The sequence below is a fragment of the Leifsonia sp. NPDC014704 genome, assembly GCF_043083605.1.
In the GTDB taxonomy this organism is placed as follows: domain Bacteria; phylum Actinomycetota; class Actinomycetes; order Actinomycetales; family Microbacteriaceae; genus Leifsonia.
In genome coordinates, this window is record NZ_JBIBYW010000001.1 from 2,170,849 (window position 1) to 2,191,263 (window position 20,415).

Sequence of the window (20,415 nt, forward strand, 5' to 3'; positions counted from 1 at the left end):
CGCCCCGCTCCCGTGGGAGATTTCGGCGCGCGCGGCCGGAATCTCCATCCCCACCGCGGTGGGTCGGAGATTCGGGGCACTTTTACCGACGCTAGCGAGCGGCCTCGAGGGCGCGCGCCCACACCTCGCGGTGCGCGGCGACATACCGGGTCACCGCCTGCCAGTGCGCTCCGTGCCCGGTCTGGAACATCGACGCCCACGGCTCCCGCCCCGCCAGGCTCGACGAGTGGAGCAGGTCGTGCATCGCCTGAGTCCGGCGCCCCATCTCGCTCGGGAGGCGGTCGCGCAGCTCTTCGTCGGCGCCGTACCCGTCGACGAAGGCCGCCAAGGCCTCCGCTGCCTCTTCGGCCGCGCGACCCGGGTCGTTCAGCGTGAACGCCTGCGCCGCGTAGGCCAGATCCCAGAGGCGGGTGCTGGGGGCGGAGGCGTCCCAGTCGATGAACACCCAGCGCTCTCCGACGATCAGGTTCCAGGGCGCCAGGTCGTTGTGGCAGACGAGGTCGGCCGCGGGCGCGGGGATGGCCGTGTCCCAGACCGCGTCCGGCGGCGGGACGAACCCGGCACTCGCGTTGTGGATGGAGCGGACCATCGCCCCGACCCGACGCAACCCGGACAGGGAGAGCGGGTCCGCATCCATTGCCAGACGCCCGGGCACGAACTCCTGGACCTGACGACCCTCCTCGTCGCGGCCAAGCGGCGCCGGCGTATCCACACCGGCCTCGCGCAGGTGCTCCACGAACGACACGACGCTCGGCGTCGCCGCCGTCCACGGCTTGCGGACGGTGTCGCCGATGCGCACGACAGTGCCCCCGGCGTTTCCTCCAGCAAGCGCCTCTTCCTCATCCACAGGGAGAGGCTAGTCGCGGTGGGGAAACCGCAGCGAACGCCCCCGAGGTGGTGACGCCCGCCGCACTTCACGCCGAGGCGCGTTGCCATCCGCCTGCTTCCGCCGCGGCGGACGGGGGGGCCGCGTCAAGCAGCCGCCGGGTGCGTCCGCCGTCGGATTGCAGCAGGCCCAGGCGGCCGGGGATGCAGGAGATCAGCGCGCCCTCCTGCGAGAGGTAGACGCGGTGCAGGGCGGACGTGAGCGTCGTGATCTCGTCCTCCACGAGTCCGTCCTTGACCAGCACGCAGGCGTCCGGTGCTCCGCGGGCGACGAGGAGCGCGTACACGTCGCCCTCCGGCAACGCACTGACGTCGAGAGCGCTGCCGTCCTTCAGCGTCACGCGCCCGGTCAGGCGGCCCCGGAACTCCCTCCGGCCGCGGGTGGTCACGCGGCCGGCGAGCAGCAGCACCCAGGACTGTGCAAAGAACTCATGCACCGCCGCAGCGATGTGCGCCTCGACGACTCGCACGATCGACACCCTTCCGCTCTCACGAACCGCGTGTGCTCTCGCAGTGCATTCGGAGAGGAGGCGCGATCGGATGCACCCGGTCCGGAGAAACTCAGGAACCCGGAAGGAAAGGGACTCGGCTGCCGGCCCCGATGACTCGCCGGCAGCCGAGCGTCGTCAGCCTGCGGCGGGGATCCACACCCGCATCAGGCTCGGTCCGCGGTTCGCCCAGTGGGCGTAGGGAACCAGGTCGGCAGTGACGGGCCGACCGAATGGGACGGGCGCGCCGGCATCGAGCCGACGGTACGGCCACGAACCGTCGCCACTCTCCGACTGCTGCCCCTCCTCCACGACGAGTCGCACGGATGCGCCGTCGGCGGTCGGCGTCGGAGCGGCACCCGTGTCGATCCGCACGCGATCGAACGCTGCGGCGTCGGGGAGATCGACCGACTCGAGGCACAGGACGAGCGGCCCGCGCTCGACCGCCACCGTCCCGCGCACCGCGTCGACCGCGTCGGGTGCGACGGTGAACCGCGGGGAGGTGTCGAGGTCGAGCACCAGCTCGTCGCCCGGAGCGAAGGCGCGGCGCAGACGCAGGGTGTCGCCGTCGACCGGGAGGGGTTCGCCGTTCAGGGTCGCGCGCGCCCGGCCGCGGGACCAGGCGGGGATGCGCAGGCTCAGGGTGAAGTCCGACGCTTCGGCCACCGAGACCACCACTCGACCGTCGAAGGGGTAGCCGGTGCGCACGGCGAGCGAGACGTGTCTGCCGTCCGGGAGGGCCGTGTCCACATCCAGATCCGCGTACTGGTGGAATTGAACGCCGTCGTCGTCGGCCGTCGCGAAGTATGCGCCCACGCTCGCGAGCGTGCGGGCGACGTTCGTCGGGCAGCAGGACACCTCGAACCAGGGCGCCCGGAGGTTCGCCTCTGCGCGCTCGCTCAGCTCGTCGTCGTGCGTCTCCGACGCCAGCTCGCGCTGGTGCAGGGTGTTGGCGTAGTAGAACGCGCGGCCGTCCTCGCGCGGAGAGACGAGCACCGCGTTGAGGAGGGTCCGCTCGATGAGGTCGGCATGTGCGGGGTCGGCGGTCTGCAGGAGCAGCCGCCAGCTGACCATGACGGAGCCGATCGCGGCACAGGTCTCGGCGTAGGCGCGATCCGGCGGCAGTTCGTCGTCTGCGCCGAACTCCTCGTTCTGGTGGTGCGAGCCGATGCCGCCCGTGAGATAGGTGCGGTGCGCGACCGTTCGCCGCCACTGGTTCTTCACCGCGGCGAGCAGGCCGTCGTCGCCGGTCTCGACGGCGACGTCGGCCGCACCAGCCGTGAAGTACGCCGCACGGACCGCATGCCCGCGCAGCACTCTCGCGTCGCGCACCGGCACGTCGTCCAGGAAGTAGTCGCTGCCCTGGAACAGAGTCGTGGCGAGGGTCCTCCGGCCGCGCCGCTCCACGAAGATGCGCGCCAGCTCGATGTAGCGCTGCTCGCCGAGGGCACGGCCCAGCTCGACCAGCGCCGGCTCGATCTCCGGGTGACCGCAGATCGCATCCCGGCCGCCCTCGCCGAACTCGCGCTCGATGTGGTCGGCCAGCCGCCGGGCGGTCCGGACGAGCACGTCGTCGGGATGCCCGCTCCTGGCGCGCGCGACGGCCGCCTGGAAGAGGTGGCCGAAGCAGTACAGCTCGTGCCCCCACTCCAGGTCGCTGTACCGCGGACGCTGACCGGGACGGCCGAAAGCGGTGTGCAGGTAGCCGTCGGGCTCCTGCGCGGCGGCGACCCGGGCCACGAGGGCCGAGTAGCGCTCCTCGAGCGCGGCATCGGGACGACGGCCGAGCTCCCAGGCCATCGCCTCCAGCAGCTTGTAGACCTCCGAGTCGACGAACTCGATCCCGTCATGGTGCTCGGCGACCGCGCCCGCCGCGGCACGGTCGAAGTTGCCGATCCACCCGATCCGCTCCATCCACGTCTCGCAGTGGTCGAGGATGACGGTCGCGTTCAGCTGCTGCTTGTCGGCCCAGAACCCGCCCGATATGCGCACCTCGTCCGGCCCGAGCGGTCGGAGGAGGTTGCGGGAGGGGACCACCGGTCCCCCCGTGAGCAGGGCAGTCGAGGTGAGGGTCATCGTTCTCCCGAAGATCGGTGGGCGGCGAGCAGCAGGTAGACCGCGGCCGTCCAGGTGTAGGCGCGGTCGCGCAGGCCGTCGCCGGTCAGCGCGTCGAAATTCTCGGCGAATCCGGAGCGCTCGCAGGCGGCGAGGAACGCGTCCGCGACCCGGTCCGCCAGCTCGCCGTGCCCGGCGCGACGAAGACCGTCGACGATGAGGTGGGTGCTCGGCGCCCAGACCGGTCCGCGCCAGTAGCCGTCGGCGGTGTAGTGCGGCGAGCCGGGCAGCTCGGTCGCCGGTCCCCACGGTGTGAGGTGGGCCTCGACGGCGGCGGCGAGCGCGGACGCGATGTCGGCGGGAAGGCGGTCTCCGAGCACGATCGGCAGCGTGCCGAGCAGACTCGTGGAGGTGGACGGCCGCCCCGAGGCCACCGACCGGGCGACGAAGTGGCCGCCCGCCCACAGCTGGTCGAACAGCGCCCGCTCGATCGCGATGCGCTCCTCCTCCCACTCGGCCGCGGACTCTCCGAGCTCGACCGCGAGACGGCCCAGCTCATGCAGCTGCAGGATGAGGAACGCGGCGAGGTCGGGCGACTCGACCACCCGATCCCGGTCAAAGAGCGTGGAGTTGTCCCACCCGCTGTCGTTGCCGTGCTGGTAGTACGGGAGCGCGTGGCCGGGTGCGCGGCGGCTGTCGAGCCAGAACCGCGTCCACGCCGAGAGCCTCCGATACACCAGGCGCAGCGCGCCGTCGTCGAAGGGTGCGGAGACGCGCTCGCGCAGGAGCCGGAACGCCCAGCCGTGGATGGGCGGCTTCACGAAGTTGTAGAGCACCTCGGAGTGCGTGACCGAGTCCGGCAGCGCTCCGCCCGCATCCTGATGGTCGAAGGGCAGGAGGAACTGGTCGAGGGCGGCCTCTGCGTCGAGCGGTGCGAGCGCGAGGGCGTTGAAGCAGTGGTCCCACGACCACACCTTGTCCATCCAGTGCTTCGACATGAGCACCGCTTCCCGACCGACGAAGCCGCCGGGCTCGACGGTGGCCGACCAGAGCACGTACGCGGCCTTCACCGCGGTGGGCGTCGCCTCCGTCCCGGCCAGCAGCCCGGAGCAGTATGCGGCGAACTCTGCCCGGCGGTGCCGCACCAGGTCGTCGAAGGATGCCGTGGCGTCGAGTGGACGGAGGCCCGCCTCGGTCTGCTCCAGCCGGACCTCCCACGGGTCGTCCGCACCGAACGCGACCTCCCGGGGTCCGCTGCCGAGCAGCCCGTCGCCGACGACCTGCGCCGAACCGGTCAGGACAGTGAAGCGGTAGCGCCGGCCGGTCTCGTAGCTGGTCAGCGTGATGGCGCCGTCGACCGGGTCGGTGAACAGGTAACCGCCCGTGAACGGGGTCAGCTCGTCGGAGGCGGCGAACCGCATCCCGAGCCCCCGGCCGCGGAAGCGTACGGCTCCGGGATGCTCGAACACGGCCTCCACGAGCCCGTCGCCCGCGGTCCAGGCGACGCGGGAGGCGGTGGCCTCGACACGGGCCGCGGTGGCGGCGGGCGCTACCGGCGTGAGCCGGAGCACGGCGTGCATCCCGGTGACATGGCTGACGAGATGGAGGTCGTCCGAGACCTGGTGCGTGCCGATCACCGGAGAGATGTCGAGCCAGCTGCCCCGGAGGGAGAACGGGATCTCGGCCAGGTCGACGGCGACGTCGGTCGACGCGATGGTGCTGAGGTTCGTCACGGTCAGTCCTTCACGGCCCCGGCGGTGACACCGGCGGCGACGTAGCGTTGCGCGAGCACGAGCAGCACGGCGGCGGGCACCGACGCGACCACGGCGGTCGCCATGATGGCGTTCCACTCCTGGTTGTTGTTGCCGATGTACTTGTAGATGCCGAGTGTGATCGTCTGCAGCGCGCCGCCGCTGTTCAGCGTCGACGAGAAGACGAAGTCGGACCACGCCCAGAGGAACGCGAACAGCGACACCGTGACGATGGAGTTACGGCTCACCGGCAGAACGATCGAGCGGAACGTGCGCCACGTGCTGGCGCCGTCGATCTTCGCGGCGTTCATCAGTTCGTCGGGGATGCCGGACATGAAGGCGCTGAAGATCAGCACGCCGAACGGCACGGCCAGCGTCGAGTCCGCGATGATCAGGCCCCACAGCGTGTTCAGGATGCCGAGATTGAGGTAGATCGCGTAGAACCCCATCGCCATGATGATCCCCGGGATCATCTGCGCGATGAGCAGCAGGAAGTTGAGCACGCCGCGGCCCCGCGGACGCAGCTTCGCCAGCGAGTACGCAGCCGGAGCCGAGATCGCGACCGTGAGGATCACGGTGCCGAGACCGACCAGCAGGCTCGTGCCGAGGTACGGCAGCTGCTGGTCGAGCACGGCCTGGTAGCCCTCGAACGTGGCGTGGATGGGGAACAGGTCCGGCGGGCTCTTCCGCATCAGGCTCGTCGGGGTCAGCGAGACGTTGATCATCCAGTAGACGGGGAAGAGCATCACCAGCGTCAGCACGACGCCGACGACGGTCTTCCACCAGGGCCGCTTGCCGTTCATGCGAGGTCCTGCTTCCTCTGGGTGCGGATGTACACGAAGCCGAAGACGAGCGCGAGGATGATCAGCATGTTGCCGACCGCCGCCGCCGGGCTGAAGTCCGGCAGGGTCGAGGCGAACCCGAGTTGGTACGACCAGGTCGCGAACGTCGTGGAGGCCGTTCCGGGGCCGCCGCGCGTCATGATCCAGATGATGTCGAACACCTTGAGCGTGTAGATCAGCCCGAGCAGCAGGGTGATCGCCGACACCGGCCGGAGCAGTGGGAAGGTCACGCGCCAGAAGCGCTGCCAGCCGTTGGCCCCGTCGATCGACGCCGCCTCGTACAGCTCCTGCGGGATGTTCTGCAGGCCCGAGTAGAGGATGACCAGGTTGAAGGGGATGCCGATCCAGATGTTCGCGATGATGACGCTGGTCAGCGCCCAGTCCGGCGAGGTCAGCCAGTTGATCCCGGGCAGGCCGAACGCCTCGAGCGCCGCGTTGACGACGCCGGAGTCGCTGTTCAGCATCCACGACCAGGTGGAGGCGGAGACGATCAGCGGGAGCAGCCACGGCACCAGGAAGAGGGCGCGCAGCGTCGCGGAGAGGCGGAAGTTCTGGTGGAAGAACACCGCCAGCGCCAGCCCGATCGTGAACTGGAACGCGATCGAGACCAGGGTGAAGACGGCGGTGTGCCAGAACGCCGGCCCGAAGGTCGGATCCTGCAGCACCTTGATGTAGTTGTCGAAGCCGACGAACGGGGCGTCGCCCATCACAAACGACCGGACGGTGTAGTCGCGGACGCTGAGCTCGACGTTGCGGTAGAGCGGCCACGCGTAGAACACGACCAGGTAGATCACGACGGGGGCGAGGAACGCCCACGCCGTCCACGAGCCGCGCCTGCGCCGGCGCCGGGGCGCGGGTGGGACGGCGGCTCGCACCGTCCCACCCGCGTCCGTGGCCGTGCCGCGCGACGCTGTCTGAGTTGTCGTCATCGGTGTTTCCTCAGTTGCGTTGCTGGTCGTGCTCGGGCTACTTGGTGGCTGCGGCCGCTGCCGTCTGGGCCGCCTTCAGGGCGTCCGCGGGCGACTGCGCTCCGCTGAGGGCGTTCTGGACCGCGGTCCAGAGCTCCTTGGAGATCTTCGGGTACTTCGTTCCGAGGTTGTCGCTGGTGCGGCCCTTCGCCGCGGCGACGGCGTCGACCCAGGGCTGCAGCTCCGGGTTCGCGGCGACCTGCTCCTTCTGCGCCGCCTCCGTGGGGGCGATGTAGGAGAGCGTGGTGTCAGTCTTCACGAAGCTCTTGGTGCTGGTGAGGCACTCGGCGATCTTCTTCGAGGTGGCGTAGCGGGCGGTGTCCTTCTGGACGGGCAGCGTCATGAACTCGCCGCCGGTCGGAGCGGGAGCCGCTCCCCCATCCATCGCCGGGATGCTAAGGATGCCGTAGTCGATCCCGGCCTTCTTCACGTTGCCCAGCTGCCAGGTGCCGTTCTCACCGAAAGCGAAGTCACCGGTGGCGAACTCCTGCCACGACGTCGTCTGCGTGTTGTTGATCACCGAGTTGGGGGCGTAGCCCTTCTTGACCCAGTCGGTCCACAGCGTCAGCGCCTTCTCGGCCTTGTCCGAATCCAGCTTCTTCAGGTCGGCGCCGGAGCCCCAGAACCAGGGGAGGAACTGGAAGCTGCCCTCCTCCGTCCCGATCGCCGAGAAGGTGATGCCCTTCTTGCCGGCGGCGGTGACCTTGGCGAGAGCGTCGGTGAGCGTCGACCAGTCCTTGATCGAGCTCGCGTCCACACCGGCAGCCGAGAGCACGGCCTTGTTGTAGTAGAGCGCCAGGGTGTTGGCCCCGATCGGCACGCCGTACGTCTTCCCGTCCAGCTGACCGGCGGCCAGGATGTTCTTCTGGATGTCGGACGTGTCGAGCTTGTTCTCGGACGTCGTGGTCAGGATGCCGGCCTCGGCCAGCGTCGAGACGACCGGGTTGTCGACGAGCAGCAGGTCGGGGGAGCTGCCCTGCTGCCCGGCGAGCAGCGCCTTGTTGGTCAGGTCGCTGGTGTCGTAGCCGGTGCGCTTCACCGTCACTCCGGCCTCCGTTCCGCACTGCTCGACGAGCTTCGTCCAGTCGGCCGATGCGTCGAACTGCGGGTACGGGTCCCAGAACGTGTAGGTTCCTCCGGCGCTTCCGCTCGAGCCGGAGCCCGAGCCCGAGCAGGCGGCGACGCCGGCGACGACCGCCGCGGCGACGACCGCTGCGCCGAGCAGGCGCGAGGTCTTCTTGGTGATCACAGTATTCCTCCTTGAATCGTGCACTGGGGCGAGTCCGGCCGGGGGTGCTGAGCGTGCTGCGTGGGGCGGTTCATCGGGTGCTCCCACGGTCGGTTATTTCGGGGGCGACGAATCTCGTCACCGCCGGACCGGCGAGATCGGGAGAGGTGATCCGCCGGACGAGCTGCCGGACCGCGGAGCGGCCCAGCTCATCGGGTGAGCTCTCGACCGCCGTGTAGGGCAGCGAGAACGCTCGGCCGAAGTCTTTCGCGTAGAGGCTGACGACCGAGAGGTCGTCGGGCGTGCTGACGCCGCGCGCGGTGAGCACCGAGGGCAGCGCCGCGATCGTGGCGTCGTTGTGGACGATAAGTGCGGTCGCGGTGGGCCGGGCGTCGAGCATGGCGTTGATGCTCCGGCCGATCTCGGGCTGCCGCGCCTCGCCGTAGTACGGGTGCATCTGCAGGCCGTAACGGGCGGCGCGCTCGAGGGCCGCATCCCGGAACCGCCAGCCGTAGGCGCCGCCGCGCTCGAAGACGTGGAGCGGGGGCGACACGACGATGATCTCGCGGTGGCCGCGCGCGTAGAGGTGGTCGACCAGCATGCGGGCGGACTCGCCGAAGTCGAGGTCGAAGACGTCGAGGCCCTCGGTGTGCTTCGGGAGGCCGACCAGGGCTCCGGGCTGCGCGGCGTCACGGAGGGTAGCCAGGCGCGGGTCCTCGTGGACGACGTCGAGCAGCACGACGCCGTCGACCATCCCGGAGCTGGTGACCCGGCGCAGCGCGGCGACGCTGTCGAGTTCGGTGACGAGCAGGATGTCGTAGCCGAGCTCGCGGGCCGTGTCGGACACCGGGAGGATGTACTCGAGCATGGCGGGGGCGAACTCGTCGGCATGGAACTGCGTGAGCAAGCCGATGACCATCGTCTGCGAGGTGGCGAGCGCGCGGGCGCCCGCATTGACGATGAAGCCGAGGTTCGTGATCGCCTCGTCGATGCGGCGGCGGGTGTCCGGGGAGATAGAGCGCTTGCCGGAGAGGGCGTACGAGACGGTGCTCGTGGAGACGCCGGCTGCACGTGCCACGTCGGTGATGGTGACGGCCATCGCGCCCCTCCTTCGCTCCATCGGGAAGACCCCGGCCCGACTGCTGTCGAACCGCTTCGATGAAGATAGCGCGCTCGGGCGTGCTGCACAAGTCGAACCGCTTCGCTACCGCACGATTCGCCGCGCAAACCCCTTGAATCCGCCTCCCAACCCGCCGTCTCACCCCCTCTCTGGGGCCGATCCGCCACGCTTCCGAACCGCTTCGACACTCGTCGCCGCCCACGGGGGCGGGGATTCGGCACGAATGTGCGGAAAGAGGCGCGCGAAACGCACATTCGGCACGAATGTGCGCGGCGGGAGAGGGACAGGATGCGGCTCAGAGCGCGCGCGTACTGCCCCGGTCGACGAACCCCGGCTCGATCAGCCGCACCTGCGGCGCCTCAGCGCCCTCGGGATCGGCGATGCGCTCCACGAGGCGGGACACCGCCCACTCCCCCAGAAGCTCCGGACGCGTGTCGACGGAGGTGTAGGGCAGCGAGAACGCCGTCCCGAACTCGGCCGAGAACATGCCGACGACGGAGAGGTCGTCCGGCACCGAGATCCCGCGCTCGTGCAGCAGCGACGGCAGAGCGGCAATGGTGGCGTCGTTGTGGACGACGAGAGCGGTCGCGGACGGATAGCGGTCGAGCGCGGCCGTGACGGCCTGCCCGAGAGCCGGCTGGCGCGACTCGCCCTCCACGATGTGCAGCTGCATGCCGTGGCGCGCGGCCCGCTCCGCCGCCGCATCACTGAACCGCCAGGCGTACGAGCCGCCGCGCTCCGACACGTGCCGTGGCGGGGTGACGAGCACGACCTCCCTGTGCCCGAGGCCGTGCAGATGATCGAGCGCGTTCCGTGCCGCCTCGCCGAAGTCGAGGTCCACAGCGTCGAAGCCCTCGGCGTTCTTCGCATAGCCGATGAGTGCGGCGGGCTGACGCGTCTGCCGCAGCGGTTCCAGGCGCGGGTCGTCGTAGGTGACGTCGAGGAGGACCACACCGTCCACCATCGCCGACGACGTCGTGCGACGGATGGCCGCATCCACGTCCGGGTCGGTCACCATGAGCAGGTCGAACCCGTGATTGCGGGCCGTCGTCGACACCGGCAGCACGTACTGCAGCATCGCGGGCGCGAACTCGTCCTCCTGGAACTGCAGGAACAGCCCGAGCACGTTCGTCTGCGAGAGGGCTAGCGCGCGGGCGCCGGCGTTGGGCGTGAAATCGAGCTCGACGATGGCCCGCTGGATGCGCTCCCGCGTCTCCTCGGAGATGGCGCGCTTGCCCGACAGCGCGTACGACACCGTGCTCGGGGTCACCCCCGCGACCCGTGCCACATCCCGGATCGTCGCCGCCATCGCCCCTCCAGCCGTTCGCCGTGTCAATTCTCACACGGCGAGGGGAATCGAACCGATTCGAAGCCGGTCGCGTCGGCTCACTCCCGCGTCGGACCCGGCCAGACGTAGGGCAGGTCGTCCGGCACCCCCGGAAAGAGCGGCCCATAGAACTCGGCGTCCTTGCGGACGAGGTTGGACTGATGGCTGCGGTGGAACTCCGGGTCGCCGATCCACGGCGGCAGCTCCAGGTCCTCCTGCGAGAGCGCCTCGACCTCCGGCGCGAACGCCAGCACCTGCGGCCGCACGGTGTCGGCGTGCCCCAGCTCGATCCACGCGTCCGTCGACTCGAGCGCGTACTTCGTCAGAGCGGGGAGGTATCCGCGCCACATCTTCGCGACGGGATGGTGGCGCCAGCCGTACCCGGGCACAGTGATCGCACGCAGCACCTGCAGCGCCTCGACGCGCTGCTTCCCCATACGTGCGCGGTCGAGCACGCGGACGCTCCGGGCGAAGGATGGATAGGGCAGGAAGGTCTGCACGCCCGCAACGGTACCCGCATGACACCCCTGGCGATCCGTCCCGTTCGGCAGCTAGGTTGAGAGAGCGCCGACCGTTCCGCAGCACCGTTCCCACAGCACCCCGCTTCGCCACTCCCGGAGGGAACCATGGGCACTGTCACCACGTCAGATGGCATCGAGATCTACTACAAGGACTGGGGAACCGGTCAACCCATCGTCTTCAGCCACGGCTGGCCGCTCTCGGCCGACGACTGGGACACGCAGCTGCTGTTCTTCTTGCAGCACGGCTACCGCGTCGTGGCCCATGACCGCCGCGGGCACGGGCGTTCCACGCAGACCGGCGACGGGCACGACATGGACCACTACGCCGCCGACCTGCGCGCCGTGGTCGAGGCGCTCGACCTGCACGACGCCATCCACGTCGGCCACTCGACCGGTGGAGGCGAGGTCGCGCACTACATCGCCACCTACGGCGAGGACCGGGTCGCCCGGGCGGTGCTGATCAGCGCCGTTCCGCCGATCATGGTGCAGACCGAGAACAACCCCGGCGGTCTGCCGAAGAGCGTCTTCGACGACCTGCAGGCGCAGCTCGCCAAGAACCGGTCGGAGTTCTACCGAGCCCTGCCGTCGGGCCCGTTCTACGGCTTCAACCGCCCCGGGGTGGAGTCGTCCGAGGCGATCATCGAGAACTGGTGGCGCCAGGGCATGATGGGCGGCGCGAAGGCGCACTACGACGGGATCGTCGCGTTCTCGCAGACGGACTTCACCGAGGATCTCAAGAAGATCTCGGTGCCGGTGCTCGTCATGCACGGCGAGGACGACCAGATCGTGCCGTACGCCGACTCCGGCCCCCTGTCGGCGAAGCTCGTCCAGAACGGCACGCTGAAGTCGTACCCGGGCTTCCCGCACGGGATGCCGACCACGCAGGCGGAGACGATCAACGCCGACCTGCTGGAGTGGCTCCAGTCGTAGCGACCGCCGACGAGACGGACCGGGCCACCCGCCGTGCGACGGGTGGCCCGTTTCGTCAGCGCAGGTGCCGGGCGAAGAACCGTGCCGCGTCCTCGCCCGCGAACGCGGGAACACCGCGGTGGCCGCCGAGGTTCGCCTGCAACGTCTTCTCCGCCGAGCCGAACGCGTCGAAGAGGTCGAGGGCTGCTTGCCGATCATTGCCCTCGTCGTCCCACTGCAGAAGCACGTGCAGCGGGATGGTGACCTGCCGCGCTTCCTCCTGGATGACGGACGGGATGTAGCTGCCGGCGAAGAGTCCGGCCGCGACCACTCGTGGCTCGGTGAGCGCCAGCCGGACGCCGATCGAGATGAAGCCGCCGGAGTACCCGACCGGACCGCCGATCTCCGGCAGCGCGAGCGCCGCATCCACCGCCGACCGCCATTCCGGGACCGCCCCCTCGACGAGCGGGAGGACGAGCCGGTCGACGAGGTCGGGACCGACCGGCTCCCCGGCCGCCAGCGTGCGCCGGAGTTCGGCGCGCGCCTCCTCCGTCACCGCCGACGGCGCGCGGTCACCCGTTCCGGGCAGTTCGATGGTGAGCGAGGCGAAGCCGTCGGCTGCGGCTCGTCGCGCCCGCCCGGCCAGACGCGGGTACATCTGCTCGAGACCGCCGGGGTGCCCCAGCAGGATCAGCGGGACGGGTGCAGAGGGCGATGCGGAGGCGGGCGTCCACAGGATGCCCGGGATTCCGCCGAGGGTGAAGCGGCGCTCGGTGGCGCCGGCGGCGAGGTGTGGTGCTGAAGTGAAGTCGAAGTGCATGGTCGTGCCTTTCGTGGAGTGCCTGAAGGGCGCTCCCGGACGACCTATCGCCCGACCGTGTCCTCAGAGAAGAGCACCCACGTCGTTTCGCTCATGGGTATCACCTCCTCGATCTGCTGCACGGACGCCGAAAGCGTAGCAGGCGCCTGCCTGGCAGGGTGGGTCCTGAGTTGACACAACACGCCGTAAGCCTGTGCGAACGGACGGCGTGTTGGGACAACTCAACGGATTGGGAGGCGGCGGGCATCTATCGTGGGGCGACGACGTCGAGTGGATCCGAGGGCAGGTCATGGCGGGCAGCGAGCCGAAAAAGCTGAGAAGGGATGCGGCGGAGAACGCCGACCGTCTGATCGCGGCGGCCATCCGCTCCGGGCTCGCCGAGGGCAGATTCGTCCCGCTCGAGAGGATCGCGGCCGACGCCGGTGTCGGAATCGGCACGCTGTACCGCCGCTACCCGAACCGGGAGGCGCTGCTGGAGGCGATGGCCGTGCGCGCCTACCGCCTGATCCTCGCCGAAGCGGAGGACGCGCTCGCGTCCGGCGAGACGGGCCTGGATGCGATCGCCCGCTTCCTGCGGCAGTCGTTCGAGCACCGCGAGCAGCTGGTGCTCCCCCTCCACGGCGGACCGATGACCGAGGGGACGGAGTCCGCCGAGCTGCGCGGCCGGATGCAGAAGACGATGGCCGCCATCGTCGCGCGCGGGCACGCGGACGGCACCGTCCGGCCGGAGGTCGACGCCGGCACGGTGGTTCGTTTCGGAGCGATGCTCGCGCAGCCGATGCCTAATGTCCCCGACTGGCCGCGGGCCGCCGAGGAGCAGCGGGCGATCTTCTTGCGCGGGATCTCTTCCACTACTCGGGAATAAACGGATGATTTCCTCCGCTTGATGGGAGTGCGACGCCGAGGACGGGTGCCGCGACCATGCTGAGAGGAAGACATGACCATGAAGGCAATCCGTTTCCACGAGACCGGCGGACCGGACGTGCTCCGCTACGAGGATGCCGAACTCCCCGTCCCCGGCGCGGGCGAGGTGCGGCTCCGCGTGGCCGGCTCGGGGTTCAATCCCGCGGACAACGGCATCCGCGCGGGCAGCCTGCCCATCCCGATCACGCTGCCGCACATCCCCGGCTACGACGTCTCGGGCACGGTCGATGCGCTGGGCGCGGGCGTCGAGGGTCTCGCCGTCGGCGACGAGGTCGTCGGGTTCCTGCCGATGACCGCCGACGGCTCGGCGGCCGAGTACGCCATCGCCCCCGCCGAGGTGCTCGCCCGGGCGCCGCACTCCATCCCACTGGCCGACGCGGCCGGGCTCCCCTCGGTCGCCCTGACCGCGTGGCAGGCGCTGTTCGACGACGCGGGACTCGAGTCCGGCGGGCGCATCCTCATCACGGGCGCGGGCGGCACCGTTGGCGGCTACGCCGTGCAGCTCGCCAAGCGCGCCGGCGCGTACGTCATCGCGACGGCGAGCCCGCGCAGCAGCTCGGCCGTCCGCGAGGCAGGGGCGGATGAGGTCATCGACCACACCACGCATTCGGTGCTCGACGCGGTCGCCGAACCGGTCGACGTCCTCCTCAACCTGGCGCCGCTGGAGCCCGACGAGTTCGCCGCCCTCGTGGCCCGCGTGCGCGACGGCGGCGTGGTGGTCAGCACGACCGCATGGATGCCCGCCCCCGACGACGCGGAGCGGAATGTCCGCAGCGTGGTCGTCTTCGTGCGGAGCGACGCGGCGCAGCTCGCCGAGCTCGTCTCGCTCGTGGACAGCGGCGACCTCCGGGTCGACGTCGCCCAGCGGGTGCCGCTCGCGGAGCTCCGCAGCATCCACGAGCAGGCCGCCGCGGGCACACTGCGCGGCAAGGTGGTCGCCCTCCCGTAGGCGCCCGGCGGCCTCGGGGTGGCCGCAGGGTGGGCGGCGGATCGTCGCGTCAGATGGCTCCACCGTTGACGTAGATGATCTGGCCGTTCACCCAGCGGCCGCGGCGCACAAGAGAGGCGGACCGCCCTAGCGGGCGGGCTTGTCAGCGGGCGGTGTCGATGCCGCCCCTCGCGAGCGGGCCCGGAGATGGATCCGCTCACCACTCGAACCCGTCGTGGGTGCGCAGTGCGGGCTCCCGCTCGGTGGCCGGGATGACGATCTTGAACGCTTGCGGCTCACTGTGCGGCTGCGAGAGGCGGGTGAGCTCGCGGCCGTCCGCGTGGGTCGCCTTCCGCTGCAGGCGCGGGTCGGCGATCGTCGGGGCGTTGACGATGTCGTCCAGCGAGATCGCAAGTGCGGCGACGACCGGCAGCAGCAGTTCCAGACTGGGCTTGCGCTGGCCGGATTCCAGCCGCGAGAGGGTGCTCTTGGAGATTCAGCCTGTTGCTGTTTCGGCAACGAATCACGGTCGCGCGTTGCCCGTGCTGACATCGTGGTCCTCGACCGCACGACCCGAATCGAGAGGATCCCAGCCCATGTCTCAGCCCGCGACAGCACCGACACGCATCCAGCCTTCGGCACCACCGCCGTCCATTCACGTCAGGGCGCTGATCACCTGGATCGCCATCTTCCCGCTGGTCACGCTCGGCTTCTACGCCATCGCGCCGTTCGCCGAGGACTGGCACCCGATCCTGCGCGCATTCGTCCTTACCCTCATCGTCGTGCCGACGGCCGTCTACCTGGTCGTCCCCCGGCTGATGCGGCTTCACGGAAAGGTGCGCGGCCGCCGTCGGTGACGGAGCGTCGCCACGTGCCTCGCTCAGGGAGCGGGCTGCGGGCGCGAGAACAGGTTGACGAGCGTGCCGTCCGGGTCGCGGAACAGCGTTGAGCGGTTGCCCCACGGCATCGTCGTCGGCTCCAGCACGACGTCGGTGAGCGCATCCCGCAGCCGGTCGAACTCGCGGTCGACGTCGTCGACCGCGAACTCGACGATAGCGGCCCCGCCGCTGGACGGCCGAGGAGCGTCATCGCCGAGCATGGCGACCGTCGCGACGTCGGCGATGGCGAGGGCCACGGCCCCCTCCCGGAACTCTGCGAAGACCGGGGCGGGACGCGACGCCGTCTTCCCGGTGACGAGTTCGTAGAACCGCACGAGACGGTCGACGTCGTGCGTAATGATCCTGATCGAGCTGAAAGCCATGATGAACCTCTCCGCTCGGGCCGTTCGCCCGTGCAGAACCATGGTCACGCGCGCCGGCGACAACATCCTGTCGGTGTTTCCGGATCAGGGCTGGAACACCGGATGCAGGTCTCCGTACGGGATGTCGAGGTCGGCGGCCGTGAGCTCGCGCCGTGGCGGCCGCTCCCCTGTCGGCTCGGCGGCGACGATCCGATCGCCGCGGAAAGCCCGGATGGCGCCGCGCGTACGGCACCATGCGATCAGGTACCAGGTCCCGTCGCGGCCGACGTATCCCTGCGGCTCGACCTCGCGTTCCGTCAGGGCGCCCGCACGATCGCGGTAGCGGAGGCGCAGCACCGTCCCGGCCCGGAGGGCGTCCGAGAACCCGTCGGGCGCAGGCGCGGGCGGGTCGCCCTGGAGCAGGTGCACGCGCGCCGCCAGGGCCCGCGTCTCCTCTGCCCTGCTGCCGTCCATCACTGCGAGCACCTTCCCGAGTGCCGCCCCCGCTTCCGCGCCGAACGGGCTGGAGGCGAGCATCCCGAGCCCGATGGTGACGGCGAGCGCCTCCTCGACCGTCAGGCCCAGCGGAGGGAGCGTGTGCGCGGTGTCGAGGCAGTAGCCGCCGGTCCGGCCGGGCTCCGCCCAAATGGGGACGCCGGCCTGCTGCAGCGACGACAGGTCGCGCTCGATGGTGCGGGTGCTGACCTCGAACCGCTCAGCCAGCCGCCTGGCGCTGAGCGGTCGCGGCGCGACGGCGCGGAGCGCTTCCACGATGGCGTACAGCCGGTCGGTGCGGTTCATCCGTCGACTCTAGCGACCGCCGCACGAGCGGCGCCGTGACGTGCTGCGAACGGCGAAGGGCCCGGCGGGAGCGTGTGAGCGCGTCCCGCCGGGCCCTTCGGAGCAGCGGCGGTCAGGCCCGCGGCAGCTTGCGCGCCTTGACCTCGCGGAAGTAGTCGTTCGCGGGCTTCAGGAAGATCAGGATGGTGGCGATGACGCCGACCACGAAGCGGGCGGCGCCGGTGCCGAAGCCGCCGAGGATGTCGAACAGCGACAGCACGGTCACGACGAGCAGCACGATGCGCGCCCAGTTCGCACCGCGGCGCATGAAGTACGCGAAGAGCACGTAGGCGGCGATGAAGAGGATGCCGATGATGACCGTGAGCGTAACGGAGACCGCTACGCCGGCGTCCACGGCGCCGTCCGGCACCTGCTGCCCCTGCGCGGCGAGCTGACGTTGGATCGCCTCCTTCAGCGAACCGACCGTGGCCAGCGAGACGATGAGCGAGATGAGGCTCAGAGCGGCGCCGACGATGTACAGCCAGAACGCGGTGTTCACCTGCTGCGGAGGGGTGACCGGGCCGCCCGCGGACGGGGCAGGCGACGATGAGGCGGGATAACTCGGGGGCAGGTTGGAATCACTCACGGGTGGGTCTCCTTGTGAAACTGGTGGATGCGAACGGCCGCTGGGCCATTGCATTTGAGCGCCGCTCACGTTATCCCTTCGCGGCACCGATGGCAATGTCAGGGGCGCTGCGCGCGCCCGGCCAACGGCCGGACGGTGAGGATCTGCTCCGCCCGTCCGACCGGGCCGGAGACATCGTGGAGCACCGTGCTGGTGAGGCCCTGGCCCCTCGATCCGAAGGTGACCGTCGTGTCGAGTCCGACCCACTCCCCTGCGGGTTGCGCGAACAGGTGGATGGTCAGGTCGAGGTTGGGGAACATCCACTCGGTCGGATGCCGGCGCACGGCGATTCCGTTCGCCGTGTCGACCAGCGCGATGAAGGCGGCGTGCGGGCTGGCCTCCTCACCGGCGACGATCGCCCGATCGGTGCGCAGCCACGCGGTGGCCCGCCCTGGACGCGGGTCCTCGGCCGCCCGCATCTCAAGGGAGGCCACGTAGCCGCCGGGCCAGGTCTCCGTCATCGGCCAGCGCCGCTCGGGACCGGGAAGGGCGAGCGGCTCCGATTCGCCTCCCGCCACGTCGCTGGTATCGCCGTCGACGGTGTACCAGGCCCGCGCGAGCACGGCGGTACGGCCCGCGATGACGACGGTCGCCTCCACCAGTTCGATGGTCCGGCCGGGACGAATGGTCTCTACAGCGATGTCGCACACGTCGGCCGCGAGGAACCCGAGGATGTCGAAGCTCACCCGCGCGAGCGAGAGCGGAGGCGCGTCGCGGTCGGCACGATGGCGGTCCATCGCGTGCACGATGAGGCCGCCGAGTGGGCTGAAGTGGATCTCGCCATCGTTCCAGGCTCCCCCCGCATCGACGGTCGGACGGAATCGGGTGTCGTCGATGCGCTGGAAGTAGGAGTCCATGCCCCGATTATTTCGCCCCGCCGATCGACCTGGCGCGGTCGGTCCGGAAGGCGTCGATAGCGAGACCCGCGAAACGGCGTGCCGCCGCGTCCCGGCGCGAGGGCGACATGGATCCCAGGCCGCGGCCGGCGAGCAGCACCAGCACGAGATCGTCGACCACGAAGTCCGGGCGCAGCCGACCCTGTGCCTTCGCCCGCGTCGCGAGACCGTCCAGCATCCCGAGCAGCTCACGGCGGTGCTGCGCGAAGGCTGCGGAGCCGGTCGCGAGCGACAGGAAGGCGTCGGCGAAACCCCGGTTCCGCACATTGAGCGCGGTCAGGCGCTCGATGACCGACGTGAAGCCGTGCCACGGATCGGGATCGGCGCAGCCCTCCTCGACGACCGCCCGGCATGTCTGCATCTCGACCTGGAACGCCTCGTCGATGAGCGACTGCTTCGTGGGGAACCGGCGGTACAGCGTCGCCGGGCCGACCTCGGCGTGGCGGGCGACCTCCCGCATCCCGACGTCGAGTCCGCGCTCGGAGAAGAGGGTGCGCGCCGCCGACAGGATGCGGTCGCGATTGTCCTGCGCATCCGAGCGGAGGATCTGAGTCACTCGTCCTCCCGACGGTCTCACTTCGATCAAGTGGACGGGGGCGTCCACTACCGTGCGAGGGTACCGCAACGAGAAGGAGAAGACGTGCGAGCGATTGCGATTCAGGAATACGGCGACCCGAGCGGAATGGCGGTCGTCGACGCGCCCGAGCCGGAGGCCGGCGCCGGACAGCTGCTGATCGAGACGGAGGCGATCGGGGTCGGAGGCGTCGACGCGGTGATCCGGCGCGGGACGCTCGGTTCGAGCTACCCGCAGGGCATGATCCCGGGCAGCGAGGTCGCCGGTACGGTCGCCCGGGTCGGCGACGGCGTCGACCCTTCCTGGGTCGGTCGGCGCGTCTGGGCGTTCACGGGGCGATCGGGCGGCTACAGCGAGCGCGCCGTCGCCCTGGTGGAGGACGTCACCCCGCTCCCCGACGACCTGTCTGCGGTGGATGCGGTGACGATCGGCAGCGCAGCACCCGTCGCGCGTTTCGCGCTCGCCCGCGCGCCCTTCGCGCCCGGCGACTCGGTGCTCATCCGCGGTGGCAGCGGCAGCATCGGAATCGCCGCGGTGGAGCTGGCAGCACGCGGGGGCGCTTCCGCGGTGGCCGTGACGACCTCGTCCGCCGAGAGGGGCCGTCGGCTTGCGGCTCTGGGGGCGACGGACGTGCTCGACCGGTCCGGCCACGGGCCCGACGGGGCTTCCCGTCCGTTCGACGTGATCGTCGACATCGTCGGAGGCGACGGCATGCCCGCGTTCATCGACCGCCTCGCGCCCAACGGCCGTCTCGTCCTCGTCGGCGCGGTCGCGGGCTTCCCGCCGGCCGACTTCGGGGCGCGCCTCCTCCAGGGCTTCCAGGCCTCGCGCTCCGTCGCCGCCTTCAGCCTCGACTCCATCCCTCCGCTCGCGCGCTCCGCCGCACGCGCCGAGCTGTTCGAGGCCGCCACCCGCAGGGAGCTGCACCCGGTGGTGCACAAGGTCATGCCGCTCGAACGCGCGGGGCACGCCCACCGCCTCATGGATGAGGGCGCCGTCTTCGGCCGCATCGTCCTCACCCCGTGACCCCTCGCCGTCGCCTCCTCCCCCCACCGTCGAGTCCGCACAGACTTACCGCTTTCGGCACCCCGAGCGTGCAAAGATCGCGGACTCGACGGTGGGCGGTTGGGAGGAGGGCTGTGGGCGGTATATCGTCGCGGCATGTGCCGGAACATCCGTTGCCTTCACAACTTCGAACCGCCAACGACCGACGATGAGGTGCGGGAGGCCGCCCTCCAGTTCGTCCGCAAAGTCAGCGGCTCGACGCATCCCTCCCGGGCCAACACCGCGGCGTTCGAGCAGGCCATCGACGAGATCGCCGAGGCGACCAGACGGATGCTCGACCAGCTGGTGACGAACGCGCCGCCGAAGAGCCGCGAGCTGGAGGCCGCGAAGGGCCGACAACGCCACGAGAAGCGCATGGAGCGCGAGGTGAGGATCCGGACGGCGTCGGCATGAGGGCACCGGCGTGAAA

General features: G+C 70.3%; 23 protein-coding genes. 6 read left to right on the forward strand and 17 right to left on the reverse strand.

What is annotated here, in order from left to right:
• Positions 1-91 precede the first annotated feature (91 nt).
• From ACF1AJ_RS10475 to ACF1AJ_RS10520, 10 genes are all read right to left on the reverse strand, one after another.
• Positions 92-847: a phosphotransferase gene (locus ACF1AJ_RS10475; protein ID WP_391507255.1), complete on the reverse strand. Its 756-nt coding sequence runs from the start codon at positions 845-847 to the stop codon at positions 92-94.
• A gap of 67 nt (positions 848-914) precedes the next feature.
• Positions 915-1,364: a hypothetical protein gene (locus ACF1AJ_RS10480; protein WP_391507256.1), complete on the reverse strand. Its 450-nt coding sequence runs from the start codon at positions 1,362-1,364 to the stop codon at positions 915-917.
• A gap of 147 nt (positions 1,365-1,511) precedes the next feature.
• Positions 1,512-3,449: a glycoside hydrolase family 127 protein gene (locus tag ACF1AJ_RS10485; RefSeq protein ID WP_391507257.1), complete on the reverse strand. Its 1,938-nt coding sequence runs from the start codon at positions 3,447-3,449 to the stop codon at positions 1,512-1,514.
• A complete protein-coding gene (locus tag ACF1AJ_RS10490; RefSeq protein WP_391507258.1) occupies positions 3,446-5,161 on the reverse strand; it encodes an amylo-alpha-1,6-glucosidase in 1,716 nt (571 codons plus the stop codon). The genes ACF1AJ_RS10485 and ACF1AJ_RS10490 overlap by 4 nt, the downstream gene beginning before the upstream one ends.
• Before the next feature lie 2 nt (positions 5,162-5,163).
• On the reverse strand, positions 5,164-5,982 hold the full coding sequence (locus ACF1AJ_RS10495) for a carbohydrate ABC transporter permease (RefSeq protein ID WP_309856274.1): 819 nt from the start codon (positions 5,980-5,982) through the stop codon (positions 5,164-5,166).
• On the reverse strand, positions 5,979-6,950 hold the full coding sequence (locus ACF1AJ_RS10500) for a sugar ABC transporter permease (RefSeq protein ID WP_309856272.1): 972 nt from the start codon (positions 6,948-6,950) through the stop codon (positions 5,979-5,981). The genes ACF1AJ_RS10495 and ACF1AJ_RS10500 overlap by 4 nt, the downstream gene beginning before the upstream one ends.
• A gap of 37 nt (positions 6,951-6,987) precedes the next feature.
• Positions 6,988-8,238 carry an extracellular solute-binding protein gene (locus tag ACF1AJ_RS10505; protein ID WP_391507259.1) on the reverse strand — a complete coding sequence of 417 codons (1,251 nt, stop codon included), beginning with the start codon at positions 8,236-8,238 and terminating at the stop codon, positions 6,988-6,990.
• 70 nt (positions 8,239-8,308) lie between these two features.
• Positions 8,309-9,316, reverse strand: a complete 1,008-nt coding sequence (locus tag ACF1AJ_RS10510; RefSeq protein WP_018189608.1) for a LacI family DNA-binding transcriptional regulator — start codon at positions 9,314-9,316, stop codon at positions 8,309-8,311.
• Between the two features lie 316 nt (positions 9,317-9,632).
• The gene (locus tag ACF1AJ_RS10515) at positions 9,633-10,646 is read right to left on the reverse strand and encodes a LacI family DNA-binding transcriptional regulator (RefSeq protein WP_391507260.1); all 1,014 of its coding nucleotides are present in this window, start codon (positions 10,644-10,646) and stop codon (positions 9,633-9,635) included.
• Positions 10,647-10,723: 77 nt separating this feature from the next.
• A complete protein-coding gene (locus ACF1AJ_RS10520; RefSeq protein ID WP_391507261.1) occupies positions 10,724-11,164 on the reverse strand; it encodes an MSMEG_6728 family protein in 441 nt (146 codons plus the stop codon).
• 126 nt (positions 11,165-11,290) lie between these two features.
• Here ACF1AJ_RS10520 and ACF1AJ_RS10525 point away from each other — a divergent pair, with 126 nt between their 5' ends.
• Positions 11,291-12,115, forward strand: coding sequence for an alpha/beta hydrolase (locus tag ACF1AJ_RS10525; protein ID WP_309856260.1), 825 nt, complete (start codon positions 11,291-11,293; stop codon positions 12,113-12,115).
• Positions 12,116-12,170: 55 nt separating this feature from the next.
• On the opposite strand, the gene ACF1AJ_RS10530 is transcribed toward ACF1AJ_RS10525, so the two are convergent.
• Positions 12,171-12,914 carry an alpha/beta hydrolase gene (locus tag ACF1AJ_RS10530; protein WP_391507262.1) on the reverse strand — a complete coding sequence of 248 codons (744 nt, stop codon included), beginning with the start codon at positions 12,912-12,914 and terminating at the stop codon, positions 12,171-12,173.
• A 289-nt stretch (positions 12,915-13,203) separates the two neighbouring features.
• On the opposite strand from ACF1AJ_RS10530, the gene ACF1AJ_RS10535 reads away from it, so the two are divergent.
• Both ACF1AJ_RS10535 and ACF1AJ_RS10540 read left to right on the forward strand, forming a co-directional pair.
• Positions 13,204-13,779: a TetR/AcrR family transcriptional regulator gene (locus tag ACF1AJ_RS10535; protein ID WP_391507263.1), complete on the forward strand. Its 576-nt coding sequence runs from the start codon at positions 13,204-13,206 to the stop codon at positions 13,777-13,779.
• A 72-nt stretch (positions 13,780-13,851) separates the two neighbouring features.
• Positions 13,852-14,787 carry an NADP-dependent oxidoreductase gene (locus tag ACF1AJ_RS10540; RefSeq protein ID WP_391507264.1) on the forward strand — a complete coding sequence of 312 codons (936 nt, stop codon included), beginning with the start codon at positions 13,852-13,854 and terminating at the stop codon, positions 14,785-14,787.
• A 196-nt stretch (positions 14,788-14,983) separates the two neighbouring features.
• Here ACF1AJ_RS10540 and ACF1AJ_RS10545 read toward each other — a convergent pair whose 3' ends face one another.
• A complete protein-coding gene (locus tag ACF1AJ_RS10545) occupies positions 14,984-15,262 on the reverse strand; it encodes a helix-turn-helix domain-containing protein (protein WP_391507466.1) in 279 nt (92 codons plus the stop codon).
• Positions 15,263-15,362: 100 nt separating this feature from the next.
• On the opposite strand from ACF1AJ_RS10545, the gene ACF1AJ_RS10550 reads away from it, so the two are divergent.
• A complete protein-coding gene (locus ACF1AJ_RS10550; RefSeq protein WP_391507265.1) occupies positions 15,363-15,623 on the forward strand; it encodes a hypothetical protein in 261 nt (86 codons plus the stop codon).
• Between the two features lie 23 nt (positions 15,624-15,646).
• On the opposite strand, the gene ACF1AJ_RS10555 is transcribed toward ACF1AJ_RS10550, so the two are convergent.
• From ACF1AJ_RS10555 to ACF1AJ_RS10575, 5 genes are all read right to left on the reverse strand, one after another.
• Positions 15,647-16,027: a VOC family protein gene (locus tag ACF1AJ_RS10555; RefSeq protein ID WP_391507266.1), complete on the reverse strand. Its 381-nt coding sequence runs from the start codon at positions 16,025-16,027 to the stop codon at positions 15,647-15,649.
• Between the two features lie 84 nt (positions 16,028-16,111).
• Complete coding sequence (locus ACF1AJ_RS10560) at positions 16,112-16,807, reverse strand: helix-turn-helix transcriptional regulator (RefSeq protein ID WP_391507267.1); 696 nt, start codon at positions 16,805-16,807, stop codon at positions 16,112-16,114.
• A gap of 112 nt (positions 16,808-16,919) precedes the next feature.
• Positions 16,920-17,432, reverse strand: coding sequence for a hypothetical protein (locus tag ACF1AJ_RS10565; RefSeq protein WP_391507268.1), 513 nt, complete (start codon positions 17,430-17,432; stop codon positions 16,920-16,922).
• 98 nt (positions 17,433-17,530) lie between these two features.
• Complete coding sequence (locus ACF1AJ_RS10570) at positions 17,531-18,328, reverse strand: thioesterase family protein (protein WP_391507269.1); 798 nt, start codon at positions 18,326-18,328, stop codon at positions 17,531-17,533.
• Between the two features lie 7 nt (positions 18,329-18,335).
• Entirely contained in the window at positions 18,336-18,923 is a 588-nt protein-coding gene (locus tag ACF1AJ_RS10575) for a TetR/AcrR family transcriptional regulator (RefSeq protein ID WP_391507270.1), read from the reverse strand.
• 84 nt (positions 18,924-19,007) lie between these two features.
• On the opposite strand from ACF1AJ_RS10575, the gene ACF1AJ_RS10580 reads away from it, so the two are divergent.
• Both ACF1AJ_RS10580 and ACF1AJ_RS10585 read left to right on the forward strand, forming a co-directional pair.
• Positions 19,008-19,967 carry a zinc-binding dehydrogenase gene (locus ACF1AJ_RS10580; protein ID WP_391507271.1) on the forward strand — a complete coding sequence of 320 codons (960 nt, stop codon included), beginning with the start codon at positions 19,008-19,010 and terminating at the stop codon, positions 19,965-19,967.
• A gap of 135 nt (positions 19,968-20,102) precedes the next feature.
• On the forward strand, positions 20,103-20,399 hold the full coding sequence (locus ACF1AJ_RS10585) for a DUF2277 domain-containing protein (RefSeq protein ID WP_018189579.1): 297 nt from the start codon (positions 20,103-20,105) through the stop codon (positions 20,397-20,399).
• The last annotated feature ends 16 nt before the right edge of the window (positions 20,400-20,415 follow it).

Coding starts and splice junctions, on each gene's coding strand:
- ACF1AJ_RS10530 (WP_391507262.1), bottom strand. CDS start 12,914: ATGCACTTCGACTTCACTTCAGCACCACACCTCGCCGCCGGCGCCACC.
- ACF1AJ_RS10540 (WP_391507264.1), top strand. CDS start 13,852: ATGACCATGAAGGCAATCCGTTTCCACGAGACCGGCGGACCGGACGTG.
- ACF1AJ_RS10550 (WP_391507265.1), top strand. CDS start 15,363: ATGTCTCAGCCCGCGACAGCACCGACACGCATCCAGCCTTCGGCACCA.
- ACF1AJ_RS10560 (WP_391507267.1), bottom strand. CDS start 16,807: ATGAACCGCACCGACCGGCTGTACGCCATCGTGGAAGCGCTCCGCGCC.
- ACF1AJ_RS10500 (WP_309856272.1), bottom strand. CDS start 6,950: ATGACGACAACTCAGACAGCGTCGCGCGGCACGGCCACGGACGCGGGT.
- ACF1AJ_RS10495 (WP_309856274.1), bottom strand. CDS start 5,982: ATGAACGGCAAGCGGCCCTGGTGGAAGACCGTCGTCGGCGTCGTGCTG.
- ACF1AJ_RS10485 (WP_391507257.1), bottom strand. CDS start 3,449: ATGACCCTCACCTCGACTGCCCTGCTCACGGGGGGACCGGTGGTCCCC.
- ACF1AJ_RS10555 (WP_391507266.1), bottom strand. CDS start 16,027: ATGGCTTTCAGCTCGATCAGGATCATTACGCACGACGTCGACCGTCTC.
- ACF1AJ_RS10570 (WP_391507269.1), bottom strand. CDS start 18,328: ATGGACTCCTACTTCCAGCGCATCGACGACACCCGATTCCGTCCGACC.
- ACF1AJ_RS10535 (WP_391507263.1), top strand. CDS start 13,204: ATGGCGGGCAGCGAGCCGAAAAAGCTGAGAAGGGATGCGGCGGAGAAC.
- ACF1AJ_RS10585 (WP_018189579.1), top strand. CDS start 20,103: ATGTGCCGGAACATCCGTTGCCTTCACAACTTCGAACCGCCAACGACC.
- ACF1AJ_RS10515 (WP_391507260.1), bottom strand. CDS start 10,646: ATGGCGGCGACGATCCGGGATGTGGCACGGGTCGCGGGGGTGACCCCG.
- ACF1AJ_RS10510 (WP_018189608.1), bottom strand. CDS start 9,316: ATGGCCGTCACCATCACCGACGTGGCACGTGCAGCCGGCGTCTCCACG.
- ACF1AJ_RS10525 (WP_309856260.1), top strand. CDS start 11,291: ATGGGCACTGTCACCACGTCAGATGGCATCGAGATCTACTACAAGGAC.